The sequence below is a fragment of the Chitinophaga sp. YR573 genome, assembly GCF_900110995.1.
Taxonomy (GTDB): Bacteria; Bacteroidota; Bacteroidia; order Chitinophagales; family Chitinophagaceae; genus Chitinophaga.
In genome coordinates this window covers 4,612,979-4,637,697 of record NZ_FOJF01000001.1, presented here as the reverse complement: position 1 = coordinate 4,637,697, position 24,719 = coordinate 4,612,979, and the positions used below count along the sequence as shown (strand labels likewise).

Annotated in this window: 14 protein-coding genes; 5 read left to right on the top strand and 9 right to left on the bottom strand. The window is 41.7% G+C overall.

The window, feature by feature from the left end; translation table 11 throughout:
- Positions 1 to 4: 4 nt before the first annotated feature.
- Positions 5 to 1,633, bottom strand: a complete 1,629-nt coding sequence (locus BMW86_RS19330) for a serine hydrolase domain-containing protein (RefSeq protein ID WP_089783350.1) — start codon at positions 1,631 to 1,633, stop codon at positions 5 to 7.
- 169 nt (positions 1,634 to 1,802) lie between these two features.
- Between BMW86_RS19330 and BMW86_RS33205 the strand changes: the two genes are divergently transcribed.
- Positions 1,803 to 1,934, top strand: coding sequence for a hypothetical protein (locus BMW86_RS33205; RefSeq protein ID WP_255372953.1), 132 nt, complete (start codon positions 1,803 to 1,805; stop codon positions 1,932 to 1,934).
- Between the two features lie 39 nt (positions 1,935 to 1,973).
- Here the strand turns inward: BMW86_RS33205 and BMW86_RS19325 are convergent, their stop codons facing one another.
- Complete coding sequence (locus BMW86_RS19325; RefSeq protein ID WP_143056623.1) at positions 1,974 to 2,426, bottom strand: hypothetical protein; 453 nt, start codon at positions 2,424 to 2,426, stop codon at positions 1,974 to 1,976.
- A 99-nt stretch (positions 2,427 to 2,525) separates the two neighbouring features.
- Here BMW86_RS19325 and BMW86_RS19320 point away from each other — a divergent pair, with 99 nt between their 5' ends.
- Positions 2,526 to 3,227 (top strand): uracil-DNA glycosylase family protein, encoded by a 702-nt coding sequence (locus BMW86_RS19320; RefSeq protein ID WP_089783348.1) that lies wholly within the window; start codon positions 2,526 to 2,528, stop codon positions 3,225 to 3,227.
- A gap of 23 nt (positions 3,228 to 3,250) precedes the next feature.
- Here BMW86_RS19320 and BMW86_RS19315 read toward each other — a convergent pair whose 3' ends face one another.
- The 4 genes from BMW86_RS19315 to BMW86_RS19300 are packed head-to-tail and all read right to left on the bottom strand — an operon-like array spanning position 3,251 to position 9,662.
- Positions 3,251 to 4,210 (bottom strand): DUF5007 domain-containing protein, encoded by a 960-nt coding sequence (locus BMW86_RS19315; RefSeq protein ID WP_089783347.1) that lies wholly within the window; start codon positions 4,208 to 4,210, stop codon positions 3,251 to 3,253.
- A 5-nt stretch (positions 4,211 to 4,215) separates the two neighbouring features.
- Positions 4,216 to 4,899: a hypothetical protein gene (locus tag BMW86_RS19310; protein ID WP_089783346.1), complete on the bottom strand. Its 684-nt coding sequence runs from the start codon at positions 4,897 to 4,899 to the stop codon at positions 4,216 to 4,218.
- Positions 4,900 to 4,917: 18 nt separating this feature from the next.
- Positions 4,918 to 6,396, bottom strand: coding sequence for a RagB/SusD family nutrient uptake outer membrane protein (locus BMW86_RS19305; RefSeq protein WP_089783345.1), 1,479 nt, complete (start codon positions 6,394 to 6,396; stop codon positions 4,918 to 4,920).
- Positions 6,397 to 6,413: 17 nt separating this feature from the next.
- Positions 6,414 to 9,662: a SusC/RagA family TonB-linked outer membrane protein gene (locus BMW86_RS19300; RefSeq protein WP_089783344.1), complete on the bottom strand. Its 3,249-nt coding sequence runs from the start codon at positions 9,660 to 9,662 to the stop codon at positions 6,414 to 6,416.
- 449 nt (positions 9,663 to 10,111) lie between these two features.
- On the opposite strand from BMW86_RS19300, the gene BMW86_RS19295 reads away from it, so the two are divergent.
- The gene (locus BMW86_RS19295; RefSeq protein WP_089783343.1) at positions 10,112 to 11,050 is read left to right on the top strand and encodes an EndoS/ChiA family endoglycosidase; all 939 of its coding nucleotides are present in this window, start codon (positions 10,112 to 10,114) and stop codon (positions 11,048 to 11,050) included.
- 229 nt (positions 11,051 to 11,279) lie between these two features.
- A complete protein-coding gene (locus BMW86_RS19290) occupies positions 11,280 to 13,469 on the top strand; it encodes a B12-binding domain-containing radical SAM protein (RefSeq protein ID WP_089783342.1) in 2,190 nt (729 codons plus the stop codon).
- 194 nt (positions 13,470 to 13,663) lie between these two features.
- Here the strand turns inward: BMW86_RS19290 and BMW86_RS19285 are convergent, their stop codons facing one another.
- Positions 13,664 to 17,812 carry a glycosyl hydrolase gene (locus BMW86_RS19285; RefSeq protein WP_089783341.1) on the bottom strand — a complete coding sequence of 1,383 codons (4,149 nt, stop codon included), beginning with the start codon at positions 17,810 to 17,812 and terminating at the stop codon, positions 13,664 to 13,666.
- Positions 17,813 to 17,942: 130 nt separating this feature from the next.
- On the opposite strand from BMW86_RS19285, the gene BMW86_RS19280 reads away from it, so the two are divergent.
- Complete coding sequence (locus BMW86_RS19280) at positions 17,943 to 19,115, top strand: tetratricopeptide repeat protein (RefSeq protein ID WP_089783340.1); 1,173 nt, start codon at positions 17,943 to 17,945, stop codon at positions 19,113 to 19,115.
- A gap of 64 nt (positions 19,116 to 19,179) precedes the next feature.
- On the opposite strand, the gene BMW86_RS19275 is transcribed toward BMW86_RS19280, so the two are convergent.
- Both BMW86_RS19275 and BMW86_RS19270 read right to left on the bottom strand, forming a co-directional pair.
- The gene (locus tag BMW86_RS19275; protein ID WP_089783339.1) at positions 19,180 to 20,859 is read right to left on the bottom strand and encodes a RagB/SusD family nutrient uptake outer membrane protein; all 1,680 of its coding nucleotides are present in this window, start codon (positions 20,857 to 20,859) and stop codon (positions 19,180 to 19,182) included.
- Between the two features lie 23 nt (positions 20,860 to 20,882).
- On the bottom strand, positions 20,883 to 24,167 hold the full coding sequence (locus tag BMW86_RS19270; RefSeq protein ID WP_089783338.1) for a SusC/RagA family TonB-linked outer membrane protein: 3,285 nt from the start codon (positions 24,165 to 24,167) through the stop codon (positions 20,883 to 20,885).
- Positions 24,168 to 24,719: the final 552 nt, after the last annotated feature.

Sequence of the window (24,719 nt, the reverse complement as noted above, 5' to 3'; positions counted from 1 at the left end):
GTTGTCAATTATAAAGGATAATTCCCCAGAAGAAATTATCAGGCGGTGCAGAATCCCAGTTGTTATAAGCATGTCCTTCATCTGATTTATAATGTAAAAAGTAACTACCGGCAGGCAGGGTGATCTCCTGGTCCACTTTCTGGTTTTTGAGTGCTCCGCCGGCATGCTTTGCAGGTTGTCCCTGCATCTGCCAGATCATTTTACCGGAGGCATCTTCTATCCAGCCATAATCACACCAGGAATTAAAATCTCCTGAACAATTTTCGCCCACGCCGTACACTCTTAGCCTCGTTGCTTTTGAAAGTGTAAATGTCTTTGTAACTTCTTTATTAATCCCTATGTTCTTAATAGCAGCAATTATTTCACCAGTAGGTAATGCCTCAGTATGATTAAAATTAAGACTGCCATAAATCTCATATAAGTCCTTTGCTTTTATGGTATCTCCATTCACGAGAGCCATCGTAGCCTGTGTAATCAGTTCTTTATTATAAAAATCTTTGTAAGGGTTAGTCGTATTTAGTTTTTCCCGGATGGCCTGTACCGGAAGATGGTAGTCGAGGTGAAGAAAGTTACTGTCTTTGTTAATACAATATTTGTATAACAATTGTCCTACCGGTGATACAAACAGGTCTCCATCGGCCAGTGGAAAAGGCTGGCTGAGTTTCTCTATATTAGTGAGTACGACCAATGTCATTTTCAGAGACGGTACTTTTATAAATAACCCTGATTCTCCCTGTGTTTGTCCGTAATGCCAGTAAAAGTCAATCCCTCTGTAAGTTTGTGTAAACCATCCAAGACCATAAGGTGTAAGTTCTCCATTTTTCAATTTGTTGGGAGTGAAAATTTCCTTTTGAATACCAGCTGATACAAACTGGTTTTTATCTATGGCAGCAGAGTATTTCAGCAGGTCTTTTACTGTTGTAACCAATCCTCCAAAGGCACCAAATTGATCAAAGTACTGTGATGCTACGATCTCTCTTTTTTCATTAAGCTCATAAGGTTTTGCCAGTTGTTTAAAGGCCGTTTCAAAATAAGGGATCATATTTTTATGTTGCCGGATAAAGTTGAAATAGCTGTAAAGAGAGATCCCCGGAGCAGTTGATGCCATTTTTAGGGGTATAACTATATTCTCCATCATTAACTGATAAAATGGAACTCCCGAAGCTTTTTCTATGATAGGAGTTAATATTCCAAACCGGTAACCATTATATTGATAATGTGTACCTGGTTCCTCTTCTGAGGTATGGGTCAGTAAGTTTTTTACTGTAATATGAGGGTTACCCAGATTCAGGCCATAGGTGGATATAGGAGTCTCCAGCCTCAATTTTCCGAGCTCCACCTGTTGCATAATAAGCGTCGAAGTAAATGTTTTAGTAATTGATGCTACCCGGAAAGAAGTATTTGCTGTTGCTTTGACGTGGTTTTCAAGATCTGCATATCCGAACCCTTCTTCAATATGTACAGTATCTCCCTGCGTAAAGCCCACTGCCATAGCTGGTATTTTTAATTCAATACGGATTGAATCCAAACCCGCCATAAAAGACTGTAAGGGTGTTTTTACCTGTGAATGGCTATCTGTTGCAATGCAGTTTAAAAAGACCAGTAATCCCCAGGTGGGCAGCTTATACTTCATAAAGGTAGTTTTCGCGTATTATTAATAGACGCTGAATAAACGTAAAAGTTGCTGCTGGGGAAGCTTTATTTTAGAATTGGCTTTCTGATAAAGTATTTCCTTAAGAACGAAAACGTAGTGATTGATCAGGGAATTTATACCGTAATAATTAAAAAGGGTATCCAAGACTATGTATAATATAACTGTGAATATCAGCAGTAGTGATGGGTTTTACACATTGCCGCTTAATAAAAAACTGCTGGCGAGGATTTATTTCCTGGAAGCTACTAATAGAATTGTGAAGAAAGTTTCTGTATTATAGGAATATGAGGGTGTATCGTATGATACACCCCCTCTCTTTTTAGAATTTAAACATTTTCGTTACATCATTCAAATCCACATCACCGTCCCCATCTTTATCCAATCCCAGCTTAGCCCCGATACTACCCAGGTTACCACCGCCTACAGACTGCAGGATCTCCTGAATATTAAATCCGGTTCCGCTTCCACCGTTTCTCAGTGAATCCATCACAGTAGGGATCAGCGTAGCGGCTATACCACCGGCCGCAGACTCACTAATCCCAAACTTCTGCATGATATTGGTAATAAAGTTGCCCTGGATCTGCTGTACCGCAGGATGATCCGGATTATCCAGGATCTCCCCGGCCTTTTCAGGCTCTCCGCCCAGCACCGACATAATAGCACTACCGGCTTCTTTCATTACTCCTTCATTATGTTCATTCGGTACATCAGGATTGTTAACGACCGACTGCTGACCATATTGCTGGACCAGTTGCATGAATTGCTCGAACATTGGATTTGTATTTGGTAAACAAATTAGATTAGAGAACCCATATTAACAAATCTGTCTGTCAGAAAGTTCAAATTAATTACTTTTGAAAAAATAGTCCCGTTGAAAAAAACATTTGCAGATCATGTGATCGCTTTTAACAGCAACCTGGAATATACAGGAAAACTACCACCCGGTATCCGTATCATGAACCCTTTCCGCGAACAACCGCATATAAAGGACATTATGCGGCAGTTCTACAAGAAATTCTACGATGATCATCTCACCCGGCAAATGATTATCGGTATCAATCCCGGCAGATTAGGCTCCGGTTCTACCGGTGTGCCGTTTACTGATACCAAACGCATGACAGAAGTACATGGGATCAATATTGAAGGACTTAAAACACATGAACCTTCTGCCGTGTTTATGCACGAAATGTTCAGCGCTTATGGTGGTGTAGAGAAATTCTATAAAGACTTTTATATAGGTTCTGTATGCCCTTTGGGTTTTACTTCCATTCAACCCGGTGGAAAGGAAATAAACTATAATTATTATGATAGTAAAGCGCTCACCGATGCAGTATATGATTTTATAGTAGAAAGCTTAAAAGAGCAGTTAACATTTGGGATAGATACCAGTGCTGCTTTTTGTTTAGGTACAGGAAAGAATTTCGCTTTCTTACAACAACTGAATAATAAAGAGAGATTTTTTAAGAAGATCATTCCGCTGGAACACCCACGTTTTGTAATGCAGTACAGGTCTAAAACAAAACAGGAATATATAGATAAGTATTTACGTGAGTTTGAAGAAAACCGGGACTGATAAACAGCCCCGGTTGTTATATATCAATTCATCACTCGACTGACATGTTTTACTTTCACCAGTACTTCATACGTACCTTCCTGGTAAATATTAAACTGGAACCTTGGGTTTACGCTGTAAATCTTTTGTGTAGTTGGCGTAAACGCAGGATCTATATTCACAAACTGGCTTGGAATACGGTAATAGATCAGGTAACCATAAGCACTCTGCCTTAAAGGGAAAGGAGTGGTCTCAAAGTTACAGGTCATGGTAGAATCCGTTTTTATCAGAGGATGGAACTGAGCATAGGTCTGAAAATCGCTACGGTCTCCTCTTCTGATGATCTCTCCATTAGCAGGATTAAACGGATGTCCGTTCTGGTCAACTATCTTCAGGATAATATCAGTACCCTCATCTGATGTTTTAACGATACTCACATCCGGCGCACCAAGGTCCCCACTGGTAGTAGTTCCATCTATAAACCATGCACATCCGCCGCCACCGATGAAGTAAGGCACATCATCCACCATAGTGAATGTGGCAATGTTGCTATAGTTCATGGAACCATTCTCATTGCTGGCCTGGATATCAAATTCATAAGTCCCCAATGGTACTTTAGTAGTTGTACCATAAAATGTGAAAGATCCGGTATGCACATTAAAATCAAAAGGAGGCGAATTCACTTTCCGTCTTTTCTTATTCAGCAATTCAACCGTTGTATCGGTATCTGCATTAAACTCTCCTATCCATTCATACCGGTCGTAATTAGCAAACAGTGAATCCGCATGATGATGGGTACTGTCTCTTATATCCAGCAGTTTATACACAACAGGCGCACTGGACCCATCATTGCTTACGGCGGCTGTCTGCTGGATCTGTCCGCGTTTTATCTGCATAGGATTATCAACATACCTGATCTGTTTACTCAGATAACCATGCTCCACTTTCTTGCAGGAAGGCAAAAAGGCGATGGCAGTAAATAATATATATAAGCTCTTTTTCATGATAATTAGTTTTTCACATCAGCAAAGTAGGTGAATGTATGGTTGTTGCTCAACACATGCAGTACGCCCGTGGTGGTGAGTATTCCTGAAGTCTGACAAAGGGTTCGCAGCAATTGCTCCGGTTTCAGGTTAGGAATACCTGTAGAATCGGTTGGTACAGGCAGCCCGTTGAAAGGGATCATTTTGGTCAGATAAAGGTATTTAGGCTTTGTAGTGAATACAGAACCATCCGTATAATCGGTGGTAGGGATCAGCTGCACCAGGCGGAGTTCTCCGTCATTTGATTTAAACAGGCGGCCCGTTTCTGTTGTATTATCCCTGGTGATCTTATCTTTAAACAGATAAGCTCTTAAGGAATCTTTCATCACTGTATAGTCCAGTGAATCGAAAGTATACACCAGGTTAGGATCAACCATTTTTACCCTCAGATCTTCCTGTTTAACTTTGATATAATTAGTGATGGAATAATCAGTAAATGCAAAAAAAGTTCCGGAAGCATTTACTTCATCTTTTAGTCCTGTTCTGTCTATCAGCAGCAACAGGGTATCAAAAAGAGGATTTGTTTTCAGATAATCATAGGTAGTCATGTTCACATGCGGATCGGTCGTACTGCCACCTATGGTATATTCTTTCCTGCAGGAGAAGAAAGCTATTGTTATTATCAGAAAGATGAATATTCTATGTTTCATGCGGATGTTTTTAATTGATTAGAGTTTGCCCTGCCAGTAAGGTGTTTGTTTGAGTGTGTAATCGTCTTTGAACATGGTGGGATCAACAGGCCATAACCATCCACCCAAAGGAGATCCGTTATCGAACTGCGCTGCAGAGAAAGATTCGTTATAAACCGGCAGCTGTTTGTTCCTTACCAGGTCGTAATACGATTGTCCTTCATAATAAAGTTCCCTGAGGCGTTCTTCGAGGATTACAGTGGCCAGGTCATCTCCGGTACCGTTATAATCGGCAAGTCCTGCTCTTTCCCTTATTTTGTTTAATAATGGCAGCGCTTCCCCGTCGCGGTTTAATTTATTCAATGCTTCAGCCCTTAAAAGGAGAATATCTGCCAGTCTGAAGATGTTTAAATTATTTGCCAGTCTGGGATCTCCTTTTACAGATCCGTCTGCATAACTGATGTTGGCGTATTTGATAATCTGACCTTCTGAAGACTGTGACTGGTAAAAGAATAATCTGTATCGCAGGTCGGAGCTGTCTTTATACATGTTATTGACGTAAAAAGTACTTACAGGCCATTCGATGTATGATTTACCATAGATATAAGGTTCTTTCAGCGTATTGGCGGAACCGTTACCACCACCATTGATAGCGATACCTTCATTTTGTCCGTCGTTAATATTGATCTCAAAGATGCCTTCCATAGATTTACCAATGAATACCTGTGCATAGTTGGCAGAGTCTACTAACTGGTAACCTCCTTTAGTAATCACTTCATTTGCGGCTACTTCACATCCTGCATAATCCCCTTTCCAGGCTTTGATGTGAGCTTCCAGCGCAAAGGCACTGCCCTTATTTGCTCTTATAGCTCGTTCATTTTCGTTAGCATAGCCAAAGTCGAGGTTTTGTTCTGCAACGCTGAGGTCTGTCAGGCATTGTTTCAGTACAGAATCAGCAGAAGATCTGGGGATATTTACAGCAGCATTGGCGTCCAGGTCCGGAGCCAGTTTCAGGGGAACAGTACCCCATATCCTGCTCATATAAAAGTAAACATATGCCCTTAAGAAATAGGCCTCTCCTATTACATGCAGTTTATTGGAAGCAACTACAAATTTTGAATCCGGGATGCCGGGAACTTTTGCAATGATCAGGTTGATCTGCTGTAACAGTTTATAATATTTCTGCCAGTTCCAGAAGCTGCCTCCGTTTACATTAAGACCGGTAAAAAGTCCCTGGGCAACATTGCTGTTCCCGGAATCATAACCACCGTTTATATTGAGTTCGCCCGCCGGAACATCTCCGTATACATGCCAGGAGTTGTCTGTGAGCAGGATATTCCTTAATAACGCATAGGCGCCTGCAATAGCCGTATTGGCATCCTGTTCATTGGTGAAATATGCTTCTGTAAAAGTTGAATTATGAGGCTCCAGATCCAGTATTTTACTGCATGATGAAGCTATCATAACAGAAGCCATTAGTAACACGGTATAACTTGTATGTAAGAGTCGTTTGTTCATGATCCTGTTTTTTTAAATTAAAGGCTGATATCCAATCCGAAAGTGAACTTTTTAGGAATCGGATAACCACTGCCGCTATACACACCAAAAGCATCCACTTCTTCTGCATCAGGTACATTTTTTGATTTCTGGAAGATGTAAAGATTATCTACCAGTCCGTATACACGTACCCGTTTCAAACGTATCTTTTCGAGTAATGCAGGAGCCAGTGTATAACCCAGGGAAATCTTTTTCACACGCAGGTAAGCACCGCTTTCTACCCACTGTGAACTTACCAGTGCATATTTGTAGCGCGTACCTGTTACAGAACTTAAGGAAGGATATTGTGCATTGTCGCCCGGATTCTGCCAGAAATTAATATCATTTAAATCAGGAAGGGAATGTGTACTGATGGAATGCAGGGGATTTGAATCACCATCATCCGTTGGTACAAGCTGGGAAAGTCTTCCCGCGAGGTAATCATTGTAGATCTTACGACCTGCCGTGAATGTACAGAAGATGTCCAGTGTAAATCTCCTGTAGGTAAAAGTATTACTGAAACCTCCTGTAAGTTTAGGGTTAGGGTTACCAGAAGGCACATAATCTGTAGCATCCAGTATACCATCTCCATTAGAATCCTGCCAGATAGGATCACCACCTCTGAAAGGATAACCATAAAAATTAAGCACCTGACCGGTAACAGGGTTTACCGGTACATCAGCATCTGTTTTATAAATACCGGTTGCCTTGAAAGTATTGTAGGTATTAATAGGCTGACCTCTTCTGAGCAGGTATTTATCCAGGTAAATATCACGTCCACCATTAGGCAAAGAAGTGATCATGTTATCATTGTGCGCAATATTCAGCAGGAACTGCCACTGGAATTTAGCGGAAGGCTTGAAGATATTTGCAATGATCTGCATTTCAACACCGGTGTTCCGTACACCGATCGCATTGGCCGTATTGGTTGAGTATCCTGTAGTAACAGGCACTGCCAGCGTAAAGATACCACCATGCGTAGTTTTCACATAAGCATCGGCCACAAAGTTAAACCTGCCGTTTAACAGGGTAATATCCAAACCAAGATTCGACTGGCTTGTTTTTTCCCAACTGAGTTTAGGATTGGAAAGCCCTTTATCAAAGTTCAGCGATACAGCTGGTACTCCATTGTAAGTAAAGGACTGGTTAGTACCTGTAGCAGGATTTGTGCTACCGGGGAAATTACCAGCGCCTATGCTGTAAGTATTATAGGAAAGATAGTTATCACCACCATCCGGCTGACGACCGGTTTCTCCGTAACTCGCACGCAGTTTCAGCAAAGTAAGCCAGCTGCTCTGCTCTTTCAGCCAGGGCTCATCACTGATCACCCATCCTCCTGATACAGAAGGGAAATATCCCCAGCGGTTATCTCTACCAAAACGGGAAGATGCGTCTGCGTTCATTACAGCAGACAACAGATAACGCCCTTTGTAAGTATAGTTCACACGTAAAAAACCTGTCTGAATACCGCTTTGTAACAAGTCGGAACTGGTAGAAGCCAGATTCTTATTTAATACTGTTACAGTGCGGATCTGATCATTAGGAATACCAACGGCACTGGACATAGTAGCCCTGTACTCCATATATTCTGTATTCTGACCTAACAGTACGTTCAGTGTATGATTTTTACCGAGGCCGGTCGTATATTGAAGGGCATTACTCATCAGGTAATTATTCCTGTTTTCCACAAAGCTGGAAGCCATTCCTGTTCCATCTCTTCTTACCGCACCTGGTGTATATGAATCCACACGGGCAGTATGAGCATTGTAAGAGATGACCGTATTGAAGTTCCATTTTTTAGAGATCTTCCAGTCTATCACAGGACTAATAGACAGGTTATCATCAGAATTCCGGTCTGTCTGATTGCTTGTATTACCAAAGATGAAATCCTTGTTTGCTTCAGACAGATATAATAAGGAAGATGGCAACGGACTGGAAGCATAATAACCACCATTAAAAGGCCCGTAACCACCGGAAAGATCATTGATTGACCTTGGTCTGTCCGCCCTGTTATAACGTATCTGTGTGCTGATATTCAGTTTAGGAGATAAGTTTAAACCAGTGGTACCACTGAAGCTGTATCTCTGGAATCCTGATTTTTTAATGATCCCCTGTTCATTATAGTAATTCAGGGAATACCTGTAATTGATCAGGTTAGTACCCCCATTCACTGACAGATCATAATTATCAACAATACCAGTACGGTAAAGCTGTCCCTGGTAGTCGTTGGCATTATTAAATGCAGGGTTCAGACTGTCTGTTAAGATCTGTGGGATATTATTCAGATTGTTGTAACTGCCATAGTGATTGATAAGCGCCATTTTACCCCTGCGTTCTTCTGCACCTATTACAACCTTATCAAGATTAGGCATATCCGTTATACCATGATAAGTAGAGAAATCAACTTTAGGTTTCCCGGTGATACCACGTTTGGTAGTGATGATGATGACACCGCCGGCACCTCTTGATCCATAGATAGCTGAGGCAGAAGCATCTTTTAAGATATCTATACTCTGGATATCATTTACTGCAATACCTGCCAGTGCATCGGTGTTGGTACCACTGCCATAATTGATAGCAGCAATATCTTCTGTGCTTTGCGGTACCCCGTCAATTACATAGAGCGGGCCACTTAAAGCCCTGGCAAGGCTGGCCTTACCTGCAGAAGAGGTGAAGTCGCTGTTGATATTACGGCTTACAGCTGTGTTACCACGCATTACCACGTTGCTTCTCACACCCGGTTCACCGGAGAAGTTCTGTACATCCAGTCCGGGAGCGCGGCCCTGTAAGAGTGCATCCAGTGTAGGTGTTGGTACATCCAGCAGGGATTTAGGGTTCACGGAGGTAACGGAAGCGGTTACATTTTTACGGCTCACTTCCTGGTAGCCTATCACGACTACATCCTTGAGATCTGTCTGATCTCTTTTCATTTGTACATCTACCTTTGTATCGGGTGTTTTTACTTTGTAGGTAAAAGGAAGATAACCCAGCAGCTTAAATGTGAGTGTGCTGCCAATGTTGGCTTTGATAGTGAAGCCTCCGTCTACACCAGAGACTGTACCCGACTTAGAGTCCGACAAACTAATAGATACACCGGGAAGAGGCTGGCCATCTCCACCGTCTGTCACTGTCCCCGATATATTTACGCGCACATCCTGTGCGTTCGTAAATACAGCAATAAGTGTGAGGGAGAGTGTTAATAGCAATACAGTACAGCGATAGCTGCATTTTGTAAAATTAACAGTCATGTAATTAAAATTTGAAGCTTTGGATTATTACGAAATCGGTTGATCACACACTATTGCTGGCATGAAAGCAATAGGTGCATTATTTTTGGTTGATACTACAAGTTGACAATCACAAAAGAGTTATAGGCCTCATAACTTTTTTTACTACTCTACAGCACTATATTAATCTTGATAACGATTCTTACTCCAGGATAGGTTTACTACGTGAACTATTGTGATGAATTCTTTCCCTTGTCCTTGTCCTTTTTTTCTTCTATAGATCTTGGAAGATTTTCGTAAGGTAGAACAGAAACCAATACTAAGTTGTCAATGAAAACTAAACAGACTGCTAACGAAAGTTAAATGGGCGAAATAATTAATGTAATTCAGAAAAGAATAAAGTAAATTGTGGTAACAAGTATCTCTGCGACTTCAACCTGTATTGAACCCAAACCCATATATACATAGTTATGAAAACACAATCCTTTGTATTGACCAGCCTTGTGCTGCTTGTAAGTATTATTTCATGTAAAAAGGACGATTCTGCTAAGTTGCCTGCTACCGGAGAACTTACAGCTACGAATGCAGTTGCTGCACTTCCCAGTCCTTTTAAAGTAGCTTATTATGCCTTTGATGCAACGCCGAATGTATTACCGCTGACCAATTTTGCCAATGAGGCGAATGTAGTGGTACTGTTTGAAGGTACTGCCTGGGAAATGGCAGATTCTGTGCACTATGGCAGCAGCAGTAGTTACATCCTCAATGTTAATCCTAATTATCACTCTTACAAATCTATCCGGGACCATGTGAAGATCCTGCAGCAGAGAGGTGTGAAAGTGCTGATGAATGTGGATGATGCTGCGTCCTGGAATACGACGACTCCGTTTACGACCTACAACGGTGTTGGTTTAACTTATCTGCAATATGCTGCTTTTGCCAAAGCATGTATTATTGATTCTCTTCATTTTGATGGTATTGCCCTGGATGTAGAACATATGGGTAGTACTGCTGCCAATACCAATTTCACTAACCTGGTGAAAGCGTTTGGCGCTTACTTTGGACCGTTATCCAATAATCCAACCGGCACAGTTTATACAGCAGCAATTTATAGCGGCGGACAAGCAGGTTATGCTATTGGCCAGTCCACCTCAGTTGCTGCATACTTAAACTTTGTAGAGGATATGGGTTATTTCCAGAATAATACCACAAGGTTCAACAGGTGGGCTAATTATATTGGTGCGCCTAAAACGATGATCGGTGTTTCCAAACAGTATAATTCAGTAAGTACAGCTATTACAGCTGCTGCCTGGCAACCAGCGAATGGCACTAAGAAAGCAGGGATTATGGTGTTTGCCGGAAATGTTGATTCTTCTTATACGAACAGGATTTTCAGAGCAGTAACCAACTGATTAATATAATAATAGAGAAGTAGTCGTCTAAGGCTAGTTGAATTTTGTTCTGAATTCTAATCAACCATGCAGATTTAACATAAAATGTTAAATCTGCATGGTTAAATCATATTATCGGTGTTATTTTAACTTAAAATATCAAATTTTCATTATTTAATATCCCCTCTAATCTGACACTAATATCACTTCTTAACCTATTTAGTGATAATTTCGCATCAAAATCTTTGATTTGGGTGCTTCTGTTTTCTTAATTACTCCGCCTTTTACACAGCTGAACACGCCTTACCCGGCGACGGCCTACCTGAAAGGTTTTCTCAATACTAAAAACATTACTTCTTTCCAGGCGGACCTGGGGATCGAAGTAACCCTTGCTTTATTTTCAAAGCAGGGATTACAGCACCTTTTTGCTAATATCAATACTCCTTTATCCGAAAATGCAGCCCGTATCGTTGCACTACAGGATGACTATATATACACTATCGATGATGTAATCGCTTTCCTGCAGGGTAAAAACCCTACCATGGCACACAGAATCTGTAAACGCGATTTCCTGCCGGAAGCCAACCGCTTTGCCCAGCTCGATGACCTGAACCATGCATTTGGCTCTATGGGTACACAGGACAAAGCCAAACACCTGGCTACCATGTACCTGGAAGACCTCTCCGACCTCATCATGGAAGCCGTTGATGAACACTTCGGCTTCAGCCGTTATGCAGAGAAACTGGCCCGCTCAGCCAACAGCTTCGACGAACTGTACGAAGCCCTGCAAAAAGACTATACTTACATAGATCAGATCCTCATAGATATCCTGGAGAAACATATGGCGGCCGTACAGCCTAAAATGGTGGCTATTTCCGTTCCTTTCCCGGGTAACCTGTATACTTCCCTTCGCTGTGGGCAATGGATCAAAAAACACTACCCTTCTGTGCGAATAGCAATGGGTGGTGGCTTCGCCAATACAGAACTCCGCTCCCTTTCCGATGCCCGTGTATTCGAATTCTATGATTTCGTTTCACTGGATGATGGGGAAGCTCCATTGGAAAACCTGTTTGCCTTTGTAGAAGGGAAAAAAGAACTCAACGAATTAAAACGTACTTTCTCTGTAATAGACGGGCAGGTCACTTATTCCAATAACAAATCCTGCACTGACTATAAACAAGGCCAGGTAGGCACACCAGATTACAGCGATTTTCTCCTGGATAAATATATCTCTGCCATAGAAGTAGTCAACCCCATGCACCGCATGTGGAGCGACGGGCGCTGGAATAAACTCACCATGGCACATGGCTGCTACTGGGGTAAATGTACCTTCTGCGATATCTCCCTGGATTATATCAAACTTTACGAACCGGTAGCGGCACAACTCCTCTGTGACCGTATGGAAGAGATCATTGCGCAGACAGGACAAAACGGCTTTCACTTTGTAGATGAAGCAGCACCACCTGCACTCATGCGTTCATTAGCCCTGGAAATCATCCGCCGCAAATTAACAGTCAGCTGGTGGACGAACGTGCGCTTTGAAAAGAGCTTCACCCGCGACCTCTGCATCTTACTGAAAGAATCCGGTTGTATCGCTGTTTCCGGCGGATTGGAAGTGGCTTCCGACCGTCTGCTGGAACTCATACAAAAAGGCATTACCGTATCTCAGGTGGCACAGGTGAACAAACACTTCACCGAAGCGGGCATTATGGTGCATGCTTACCTGATGTATGGCTTCCCTACCCAAACAGCACAGGAAACAATAGACTCCCTGGAAATGGTCAGACAAATGTTCCAGGCGGGGATTCTGCAATCTGCGTTCTGGCATCAGTTTACGATGACAGCGCATAGTCCTGTGGGTATGGAACCGGAGAAGTTCAATGTGCGGAAAGAATCATTGGTCATTGGCAGCTTTGCCAATAACGATATTGTGCATATTGATGAAACAGGTACAGAACATGAACTCTTCAGCTTCGGACTTAAAAAATCCTTACTGAATTTTATGCATGGCATCTGTTTAACAGATCCTTTGCAGAAATGGTTTGATTTTAAGGTACCTAAGACTAAGATCTCTCCAGATTATATTGTAAATGCCCTTACAGAAGATCATCTTGGTACTGCTAAACCCACGGCTAAAGTAGTATGGCTAGGCAGAACGCCTGCTGTAGAAAACTTTACAAAATCCAAGAAAGGGAATACCTGGGAGATGGCCTCTCTTACTTTCCAGAATAAAAAAGAGAAATACGCAATTAGCGTGGATCAGGCACAAGGTAACTGGCTGGCAGGAATGCTGGAGAAATTATCTGTTGCTAACCCAAAGACTCATACGCTGAAAGAAGTCATGGACAGTTATACAGAAGCCGGGTTAGAAGACTTTGAATTATTCTGGGATAATAAACCGGTGAATATGTTGTATAAATTCGGGTTGTTGAAATTATAAAGTGATTAAACGTCTCTGTTTATAACAAGACACAATAGGCTCCGTTAGGAGCCACGTGTTTGTAGAAACACATTAAACTACAAAACAAGACTCCGTAGGAGTCCCCTAATATTTGCCTTTTAGGGGACTCCTACGGAGTCAATTGAAGAAAATATAAATCATTTGCTACAAACACGGAGCTCCTAACGGAGCTTTTAATGTTTGATAATCTTCTTAATTACCTTCTTCTCTCCTTTACTAATCTGCACAAAATAAATACCGGGTATTATCTTACCTAATGATAATACATATTGCAGGCCACTTACAGGTGTAGTATATAACAACTGTCCTTTAGCATCCAGCAATGATACGGTAGCACCCTGCTCAAATTCTTTATTCAGATGAATAGTCACCTGCTCAGTAGCAGGATTAGGGGCAACAGTAACTGCATTATCAGGCATAACTAATACCGCAGCTTTCCTGGCCTGTAAAGTTGTATCAGGCACACTGAATGTTGCTACATCTGCAAATACAGAACCGGCATATCCGGCATCAATCGTCTGTACACTCCAGGTGTAATTACCAGCCGGTAATCCTTTCAGCTTCCAGCCAGTATTCTGATACGCATTACCTAAACCGCTAATCATTCGCTTACCGGTTGTTAAATCAGCATTTGGGAAGATGTAATACTTACCACCCGCATCTTTCAGATACATATTGTAAGTAAGCGCATTCACATGTGTTTCTGCATCAGAACCGGCAGACCAGCTAAACAATATACTATCCCCTGCTATCACAGTCTGCAAAGTTGCCGGTGGAAGAGGTGAAGTATTTGCATTAGCAGTTGCATTCTTGTACAGGAAAGCAACAGTCCTTGCATAAGCAACACCGGAATAACCATTCAATAATAAATCGATCCTACCATTATTATTAAAATCTCCTAACTCAATCGTGCCTTTGTTTATACCAGGAACACTTTCTGCACTTTTCGTAAAGATACCAGTACCATCATTCAGATAAATATTCACTATTTCTTTGTTACCAGCAGAACTCCATCCACTAAGGATAATATCATAATCGCCATCATTGTCCCAGTCAGCAAAGGCACTACCTTTTCCATTACAATTCTGACGGAATCCCTGGAAAGTAGCACCTTCTGTAAAACTACCGCGGCCATCATTGATATAGATCCTGTATACTTCACTACTACCGCTGTCACTGTAACTATCTCCATCTCCGTTCAATAACATATCCAGGTCTCCATCATGATCAATATCTGCAAACTGCGCACTACCCCAGTGTTTTTGTTTGAAAGGAACACTTTGCTCCGCAAATGTACCATCGCCATTATTCTTCCATATTTGCGTGTATCGGCGTGAAGTAGAATTATTCCAGGCTTCTACACAAAAATCAACATCCTTGTCATTATCCAGATCAGCCCAGGTAGCATCCGGGTCTTGCATATTGTTGCCATTACTCATCCTGTTTACAGCAGTAGAAAAACCATTTGCCTGTTGGAAATAAAATCTGTTGTTATTTCCATTTCCAATCATGAAATAATCAATCAACCCATTATTATCCAGATCAGCAAAACCAGCCACTGGTGCATTCACAGCAGCCGGTGTTTCCAGTGTAAATATCCCGGTACCATCATTCCTTAAAATCCTTGCATAAGCAGGCCAGCCATTGGCCTTATCCCATCCGGAGAAGATGATATCCAGATCTCCGTCTCCATCGATATCTCCTGCATTGATAGAAGGAATATAAATACCAGGAATCGCCTGATTGGTATTCGTAAAATTACCATTGCCATCATTTTTAAGGATCCCTCCCACATAAGGATCTGTACCGGAATAAATGATATCAAGGTCTCCGTCATTATCAATATCTACCGCCAGTGATTTACCATAATCAAACCCTACTCCTGCCCCGGCATATTCAACAGGTAATACCGGAGGAATAGCATAGGGATGAGAGTAAGCGGCAGCAGCATTATACGCCATAGGAGATATTTTATCACGATATACCTCACCGGCAGGCGTCAGTAACGTAGGAGATTTGTAAAACATCTGACGCGTATCTTCCACCCATTCGTACAATGAATATCTTTCTACAAAGCTGGTAGTATCCAGCATATGCAGGAAACCTGCAATAGCTTCTGCATCCTGTGGATAGGTAGGTTTGCAGCAGGTCCAGTTAGCGCCATTGTTCCACTCCGTAATCCAGATAGGTCTTCCGGTACGGTCATGAATCGCTTTTAGTCGATTGTAGAATTGCTGTGGAGACTGGCCTCCCAGGTACCAGTGCATCGCTACAAAATCTACACGATAGTTTAATGCATCGCATTTATCAATGAACTGGTACAACCATTCCAGTCCTCCATCAGAAGGGGCCGGAGAACCTAGTCTGAGACCGGATTTTAATAATTCAGGCCATGCTGCAATAGCATCATTTACACTCATATTTGCCTGGTCGGTGCGGTCGGGTTCATTAAACCCAAGCGCATGCGTGCTTTCTTTCTTATTATTGATATTATCATAAGAGTTCCAATAGCGGTTATGCCGCATAGGAATGTATTCCACATTCGGCGCAGAGACAGCTTCATTATTCCAGTCGTACTGCCAGGAGCAGTTCAATGCTTCTGCTGAGGATAACCCGCTGGTCCAGCCTTTCTTTGTTACCCAACGCCAGGGGATAACACGGATAAATGAGACCTGCTTATATAATCCTGCCGGTAAGGTATCTATTACAATATCTGCCTTATCCGCTACATATACACGACTATATCCCGTTCCCAGTTCATCCTTTGCAAACGTAGCCATATACCCTTTCTTTAAACGGAAAGACCGGATCGTATCATTCATAACACCCAGTTCCTGAGAGCGGTAATATGTGTATAAAGACGGCTGCATGGAAGTTCCTGTAAGCCCATCTCCGGAGAATACTTCCAATGGTTTATACCCCGCAGGCTGACTGATAACAACACTCCCTTGCAGATATTGCTCCACACGGATATTCTGGTCTGGCACAGCTGCTACGCCATTAATAACTATCTGCGGCAGATAGGTACTATTCAAGACCGCAGGTTTGATAGCAGGGAAATACAACCATACATTATCTGATACAAGATTCAGTAAACTACCTCTCAACGGATCTTCTTTTGCTGTGATGGTAAGTGTAGTGTTACCACTTAAAGTAAGGATCTTATTACAGATAACAGGTACACTATCAGTAACGCCTGATTGCGATTCCACAGGCATAGCATGAGGCAGCGTTTTAACACGATAGGTCTTTGTATCTCCATTTTCTGCTGTCACAATGACACTCATTTTATTGCTCACAAAAGAAAGCACTGCAGCATTTGTATTACTACTGTCTACAATGGTAAAAGTTGCATGTGGCGCTACTTTAATAGCAGAGGACAGTTGCACTACACGGGCATTATGCGGCACCAGTACCTTTGCATGTGCGTTATCAACAGCACCTATATACACTGCACTGATAAAATCTTTAGTACTCACTGCCCGCAGGCTGATGGGATATAAGGTAGTACCATTTAACCCGGTTACTTTTACGGCCATCGTATCAGAAATAAGGGTGGTATCCTGCCCCGGGATACTGATCCCACCGGTTAATCCTACTATGTCCATACTGGCAGTAGGCGCTACATCCAACCCGCTTCTGAAATTTTCTACTGTAACAGAGGGGGATACATGCAGTACTTTAAAATTGACGGTATCGATCTTTCCTTCTTTGGTAGAAAGCAGCAGCTGGTCCTTCAGCAGGATGACCTGCAGATTATCTGCCAGTACTTCCAATGGAGCCGGTAAGGGGGATGCTGATGATCCTGTTTTCAATGCAAAGTATACATCAACGTCCGAGCCATCAGCACCCGGAGCTGTATATATTTTTTTTCCGGAACAGGAGCTGTTCAGAAAAGTACCATCCGTATAAGGCCCGCAACCCACCCAGGTAGAAAATCCCCGGACCACATCCCCGTTACTGTTGGGAGCATAGTCTGTCGTTTCACTGGGGGCTACAGTACTCAGGTATAATTCACACCAGAAACTGGCCGTATTACCAATCTTTACAGCGCCATCCACCGTATAAGACTTTCCGGCTTTGAGAGTCACCTTCTGCCAGAAAAGGATATTGGCAGGCTGTGTACTGCTTACACGCAAACAGCCCCCATTCCCGGCAGATGGGACCTGCGTAGTGTAGTTAAACTGGTAAGCAGCGGGAAAGGCCGATCCCTGGTTACTGATGTGCCAGGCCGAGCTATCATCCATGCCAGCTCCTGCCTGTGAATAGACAGCAGTATGGCATAACAGGACAGCAAAAAACAGGAGTAACATTGTTCTCATAGTGGAATTATTGTTTAGGTTATGGTAACATTGAAGTGATTGCTAATATATCTGAATATAGTGCAATAACCTTGCAGCGAAGTGATATTTATACCAATAATATTATACTTTTGCTGTATATTGAGTATTAATGCTGTTCGACCCGTCCAATGAAATAAAAACCGCGCTATCCTATGCCAGGCAATTCTCCCTGGAAAAAGAACTTTTTTACATAGATAGCCAGATGATCTTACTTGGGTTACTGGATTCCTTTACAAACACACTTGAAATTGAAGATCCTGAAAGGGAAAAGATCATCACCTGGTTACAGTCACTGGATTGGGAAAGAAGTATCATTTTTAATATTCTTACATCCATCCCTATTACACTGGAGGCAGAACGGATGTTGAAGAATGCAGCCTATTATCAGAAGAAACTGAAAGATGAATACCTGCTGCCCTCCCATATTATGCTTTCCCTGCTAAGTATTGATAATCTTTGCCGGGTGAAACTGGAAACGTTAGGGATCACCTTTAACACATATCTGTTACAGTTAGAAGCATCAAGAGGTGAGGAATTACGGGTACCATTCAGAAGTCCACGGATAAAATCTTCCCGTAACTTCCCTTACATACGCCAGTTTTATAAAGCCAGGCAAAGAATAACGCTGGCGAAAAAACACCTCGCAGAAGCAAGGGATTTCCTCCAATATTACGACAGGAAAAGTTGCAGGAGACTTTGCAGCTATATCCTGCAATTAGATCCAACACATACGGAAGGACTGTGGCTGATGGGAGTAGCATGGGCAGCAGACCGCCATTTTGAAAAAGCGATCCCCTTTTATGAGAAAGTATTACAGAAACATCCACAGCATATAGGTGTGCTTTCACAACTGGGAAATTGTTACAGTCAGACCGGCGACAAGAACCGTGCAATAGAATTGTACCTGCGCGCTTTATCCGTCAATCCATCCTCTCCTGAATTACTAAATGATGTGGGATTCGTACTGATTGATCTGCAGCAATATGACAGGGCCATTACGTTGTTCAATCAGGCTATTGCAATTGATGACCAGCACTCCAATGCGTACAGTAACAAGGGCTATGTATTAATGCGGCTCGGGTATCTTTCGCAGGCAAGGGAGCTGTTCACAGAGGCGCTGGAGATGAACAAAGGGAATGCGTATGCCTACAGGAATTTCGCCCTGCTTTATTTACAGGAACGGAATATTCCCGCTGCAAAAGAAATGTTGCTGAAAGCACAGTTATACGGCTTTAAAGGTAAATATGGGAATGAAGTAGACGCATTACTCCGCAACCTATAAAAGCGAAGCAGGTCAGGACATTGCCCGACCCGCGCTCTCAACATATGTCCCCCTTCTAAATCGTTTAAAAATTAGGGTTTAAGATAGCCGCACTACCCGATGCAGGCGGATTCAATTCTGATTCATCCGCTGGTACATCCCAGTAATCCAGGAAGTTGTAATTGATGGTAACATTAGTATTCACCACACCGGCAGAAGTCAGGAATGTATTTCCATAACTTCCTCCACCATTACTGATGTCATAAGTCCAGCCCCATCTCCTGCTATCATAAAAAGATAATCCTCTGAACGCAAGTGCCACTCTTCTTTCCTTCACCAATTCAGTAAGCGCTGCGGCCTTTGTTAAACCTGTTCCTGTAACAGTAGCAACACCGGCTCCCAGATATGTTCTTACAGCATCTATATAAGCCAGCCCGGCATCTGTATTGCCCAATCTGATATTAGCTTCGGCCAGCATCAGTGCATTCTCTTCATAACTACCTGCAATAAAAAGCTCATATACCGCAGCAGTTGTACTACCATACATATATACACCGCTTGAATCATTACCACCATCTATCATGCTATAGCGTGTACCAAAGGAAATGTCATCCAGGTATTTGGTCGCAGTATCAAAATTATTCTTGATACGCTTATCCCCGCTTTTAAAGTTCTGCATAAAGCGCTCACTTATCCTGAATGTTGAAGATGTATTAACACCCGTTGTCATAGCAGCAACGGTTCCTCCTGAAGCACTCATGAAATCATTGGCACCCGCGCTTCTGCCGGTAAATACATAATCTCCTTTCTTGATACCATTTGTTACCAGTGTGAGTACACTGGTCCAATCAGCGGTAGTCATAGCAGTAGTAGAAGATGTTGTTATTGTTGCATCCGGATTTCCATTTACAAATGGAGCCAGTTTATTCACCAGGATATTTCTGGCCAGCATAGTATTTACATTCCTTATCCACATGTCTGTTGTAAGTATTCCTCCATTGCCAACCTGGCAATAAGCAGGAATTAACTCTCCTAATACAGTAGTATAATCTGTTGCACTGGTAATACCACTTCCCAGCAGACTGGCAGTCATATTAAAGTATTTGTTCGACTCTGCAATGATAGAATCCTTTACCAGATATTTATTACTGCTTCCACCAGCATCATTCACAATAAGACCTGAATAATACATGGACCCTATAGAGGCATAGGCATATCCTTTCCACCAGTAACACCAGGCTTTAACCGTATTAGCCCGGGTAGTAGCATCTCCTGAAAAAGTGATATTATCAACAAGGCTTAATACAGTATTGCAGGCACTGTTAAGCGCATACATATTTAACCACTGATAATAAACCGGGTTATATCCTGCACCAGTCTGTGCCCTGGTATTATTAGCCCGTATCTGTGCAATGTTGGAAATTGAAGAAGAAACCTTACTACTATTATCCAGAATATAATAGTTCGGTATGCTGATCGTACTGATCAACTGGTTAGATGCCTGTGCTCCCACAACATCTCCCAATAGTTCGCTATAGCCATAAGGCAATGAAAAATAGCTATCTCCCAGCCAGTCATCCCCGTTCTTAAAACCATTTACATACACAGCTCCTATTGCAAGTGATATCAATCCCGATTCTGTATTTATATTGCCCGATACAGTAGGTAAATTGGGGTTTCCCACATTTAATTCTTTCTTACATGCAACTGTACCCAGCAAAAGTATACCGACCAAAAACGATAAAATATATTTATTCTTATTCATGACTTTCTTTTTAAGATAAAAAACTAGAACCCTACATTTAAACCAACCATATACGATTTAGTATTAGGCAGTGTACTGTGATCTATTCCTCTGTCGAAAGAAGAGTTAACAGCACCGGAACTTACTTCAGGATCAAACCCGGTATATTTGGTTACAGTAAGGATATTTCTTCCTGTAAATACCAGTTGCAGTTTTTTGAAATATTTAATTCTCATCACTTTTGCCAGATCAAATCCAAGAGATACATTTCTTAATCTTAAAAAAGAAGCGTCTTCATAAAAATAATCTTTGGTAGCATTGTTCCCTGGTCCGTAGAGACTTCCCCACGAGCCTGAATAAGCACTACCATAATATGCAGTATAGGCAGCAGTACTTCCATTTATCGTTATAGGTTTTGCAAAGTCTCCGTGAATACCATCACGGTACATCCATTCTTTTGTCTGGTTATATAAATGACTACCATATACCCAATCAAACTGGAAAGAGAAAGTGAGAAAATCTTTATAAGAAAATGCGTTAATAAATGAGGCATTGAATTTAGGGTTAGGATCACCAAACGCATAGGTCTCAGCAGAAAACTGAATACCCTTCGTAGCTGTATCCACCAGGTGGCCATTCACAACCTGGTATTTTCCAGCATCCGTTGAAGAAATGTATTTGGTACCATCTTTATAAGTGGCTCCTGTACTTGTTAATGCTTTTAATCCGTATATCTGGCCTATTTTCTGCCCTGCGGTTAATACCAATGCAGTACTACCTGCAGCAGAAGTGAGGATAATATCTGCACCACCCTGAATCTTATCTATCATAGAAGTCTGATGGCTGAAATTGGTGGTAAAGTCCCAATTAAAATCCCGGGAACGGTATACCGGCAGGTTTAACTGAAACTGAACACCTTTGGAAGACAGATTGATCGCATTATTCAGGATACCGGTAGCACCGGAAGAGAGTGCGGAACTTACTGTATAGATAACATTTTCGCTCTTACGTTTCCAATAAGTAAATGAACCATTTACGGCACTTAACCATGCTCCCTTTGTTATATTAACAGTGAAATCAGTACCTGCTTCAAATTCTTTGGAAACCTCTACATTCAGGGCAGGATTCTGCGTGGTTGTCGGAACTGAATACACCAGCGAAGAACCAATAGTACCCTGGTTCAAAGTAGGATATCTGTCAAATGGACCAGGTTGAATACCCGCTTCACCATAAGCAGCTCTCAACTTGAAATAAGAAAATGTATTCTCCAGGTTATCCTTCCAGAAGTTAAAAGAAGAAGGCAGCACATATCCATTAACGTGTGGGAAAGTAAAAGGAGAAGCACCGCTGCCAAAAGCCGAAGACCAGTCACTTCTGAATCCTCCGCCAATACCACCATAATCACCGAAATCAATCTTCTGGTTTACCAGGTAGCCATAAGTAACAAAGGTCTCCTGATAATCACCGTTGGTATTTGTAGTAGTTGAAGTAGGTGCCACATGCACTTCTGAAGCAGCAGCTAAATTAATAGGTGATGTAAGGGGCAGACCTAAACCATATACATCATATTCTTTGTATTTATTCTTGCGATAGTCGAACGAGATCTGTGTACTGGTCTGAATAGGTACATGGATATTAAAATCCTTTTCAAAATCTGTTTTGATATATGCGCTGGCGAGGAAGTTCTGGAAAGTAGTATTGTAGTTCCATTTGTCTATTTCCCCGTTACGATCGGTTGCGAACTGGTATGCTCTCGTTTTATAAAAAACAGCATTCGCGTTTTGTGTCTGGTTAAGGTAGGTCCACTGGCTGCTTTCTGTCCTGTAGTTAATACCATATTTAGCATCCAGTTCCAGGAAATGATTTACTTCATAGTTGGCATCAAAGTTTTGAATGATGTCCACCTTATTATCCAATCCGCTTGCATATTGCTGTACATAAAAAGGATTGAACGCATTGATACTTAAGAAATCAGCTGTCTGAAAAGCAGGAGAGTTACCATCTGCCATTTTATATTTCAGGTCAAAGAACGGGGAAGTATTTAAAAAGCTGTAGATGGTACCAACTTTACCGGAATAATTACCTTTACCGTATAAATAGCCACCGGCACCACCCAGTCCCGGAACAAGCGTATTCTTTGTATATACAAGTTGTGTTACCGACCGGATCTTAAATCCTTTAAACACTTCTGTACCCAGGTTCGCCGTTAAATTGGTACGGTCAACATCTCCGTTATGCATAACGGGACTGACTGTATGATTATTAGAAACAGACAATGCGAAATCAGATTTTTCAGATGCTCCTGAAACACTAATATTATTATTCAGCGCACTTCCTGTCTGAAACACCTGTTTAAAGTGATCATAAAATTTCAGATTCGCATTGTAAGGTTTATTGGCAATGTTACGGGGATCAAGTACGCCATAACGGGTAGCACCACCATAAGCATAAGATATTCCTTTAATGGCTCCCACACTGTTATAGGTGAGGATATTCCCGGAAGCATCTACAATATTATTATTCGCATCTGTTAAATAAGGATGCAGGGAAGCCTTTTGTACGTTACCACTGTTGATGAAAGAATTTGCAGTATAACTGGTAGAATAATTAACGGCTATAGCTCCACGCTTACCTTTTTTAGTAAAGATTTGTATTACCCCATTGGCACCCTGTGCTCCATACATAGAAGCAGAAGCAGCACCCTGTACCACCTCAATTCTTTCCACATTGCTCAGGTCCAGGGAATTGAAATCTGTAGCAGCAACCTGTATACCATCCACCATGATCAATGGTTTGGTACCATTCTGTACGGTATTAACACCTCTTAACAGAATATTTACAGGGTCTCCTGGATTACCGCTGGTAGAAGAGATCTGAGCGCCGGGAATTTTACCTATCAATGCCTGATCGATAGATGCAGAAGGTCCGTTCACCAGTTTATCTGCTGTAACTGATTCAACTGAGATACCCAGTTTTCTTTTGCTGGTAGCGGTACCAACACCTGTTACCACTACTTCCGACAGCATTTTTTTATCTATGTTAAGCTTCACAGTTATTGCAGAACCATCCACTGTCACTTCTTTTGTTTCATATCCAATTGCTCTGAAAATAAGGATGCGTGCCTTTGCAACATTAATACTGAAAGCACCATTACCATCGGCAATTGTAGCACCTCCACCACCTTTGATCTGAACAGTTGCACCGGGAATTGCAGCTCCCGCCTCATCGAAAACGGTTCCGGTAACCTTTGATGTATTTTGGGCCAGCAAGGGGCTGGTAACTACAAGGCATAGCAATGCCATAAAGCATAATAAACGCTTAATTTTCATAATTCTGTTTTAAAAGTTATTACCCGGAATAATCCTGTATAAGGAAGCCTGCTGACTGGATTTCGCGAAAATCCAGTCAGTTCAGCGTATTATTCATTGTTCACATAAATTAAAGCTGCTTATTGCCTTATAAGCCACGGTCTTTTAATAGTACTTATTGCACATACCTTTCCCTCTCCGATAACTGAATTTTCATTCAGATCAGCAATGACAAAAAATAGATTAATGGTAATAATATCAGCGCGGAATTAAGGCTTCATAAGACACTATACGAAAAGTCTCCTGCAGGGTGGTGCATTATACAAGATACTCTAACGACAAGTGAATTATCATTTGAACTTTAACAGACAATAGATCAAGAATGACAAGTTGGAAAATCAAAACGGCAAAAACCTAAACCATTTAAAGAATTGCAGAAGAGCAATTCCAAATCGTTCACTTACAATGCTATACACAAGTTTTTATCACAATTTTTATCACAATAAAGTCGGCGTTCTGATTTTGGTTGTATTTATCTAGTTGGTCTAATTTAGATATTTTTTTTAATTATTA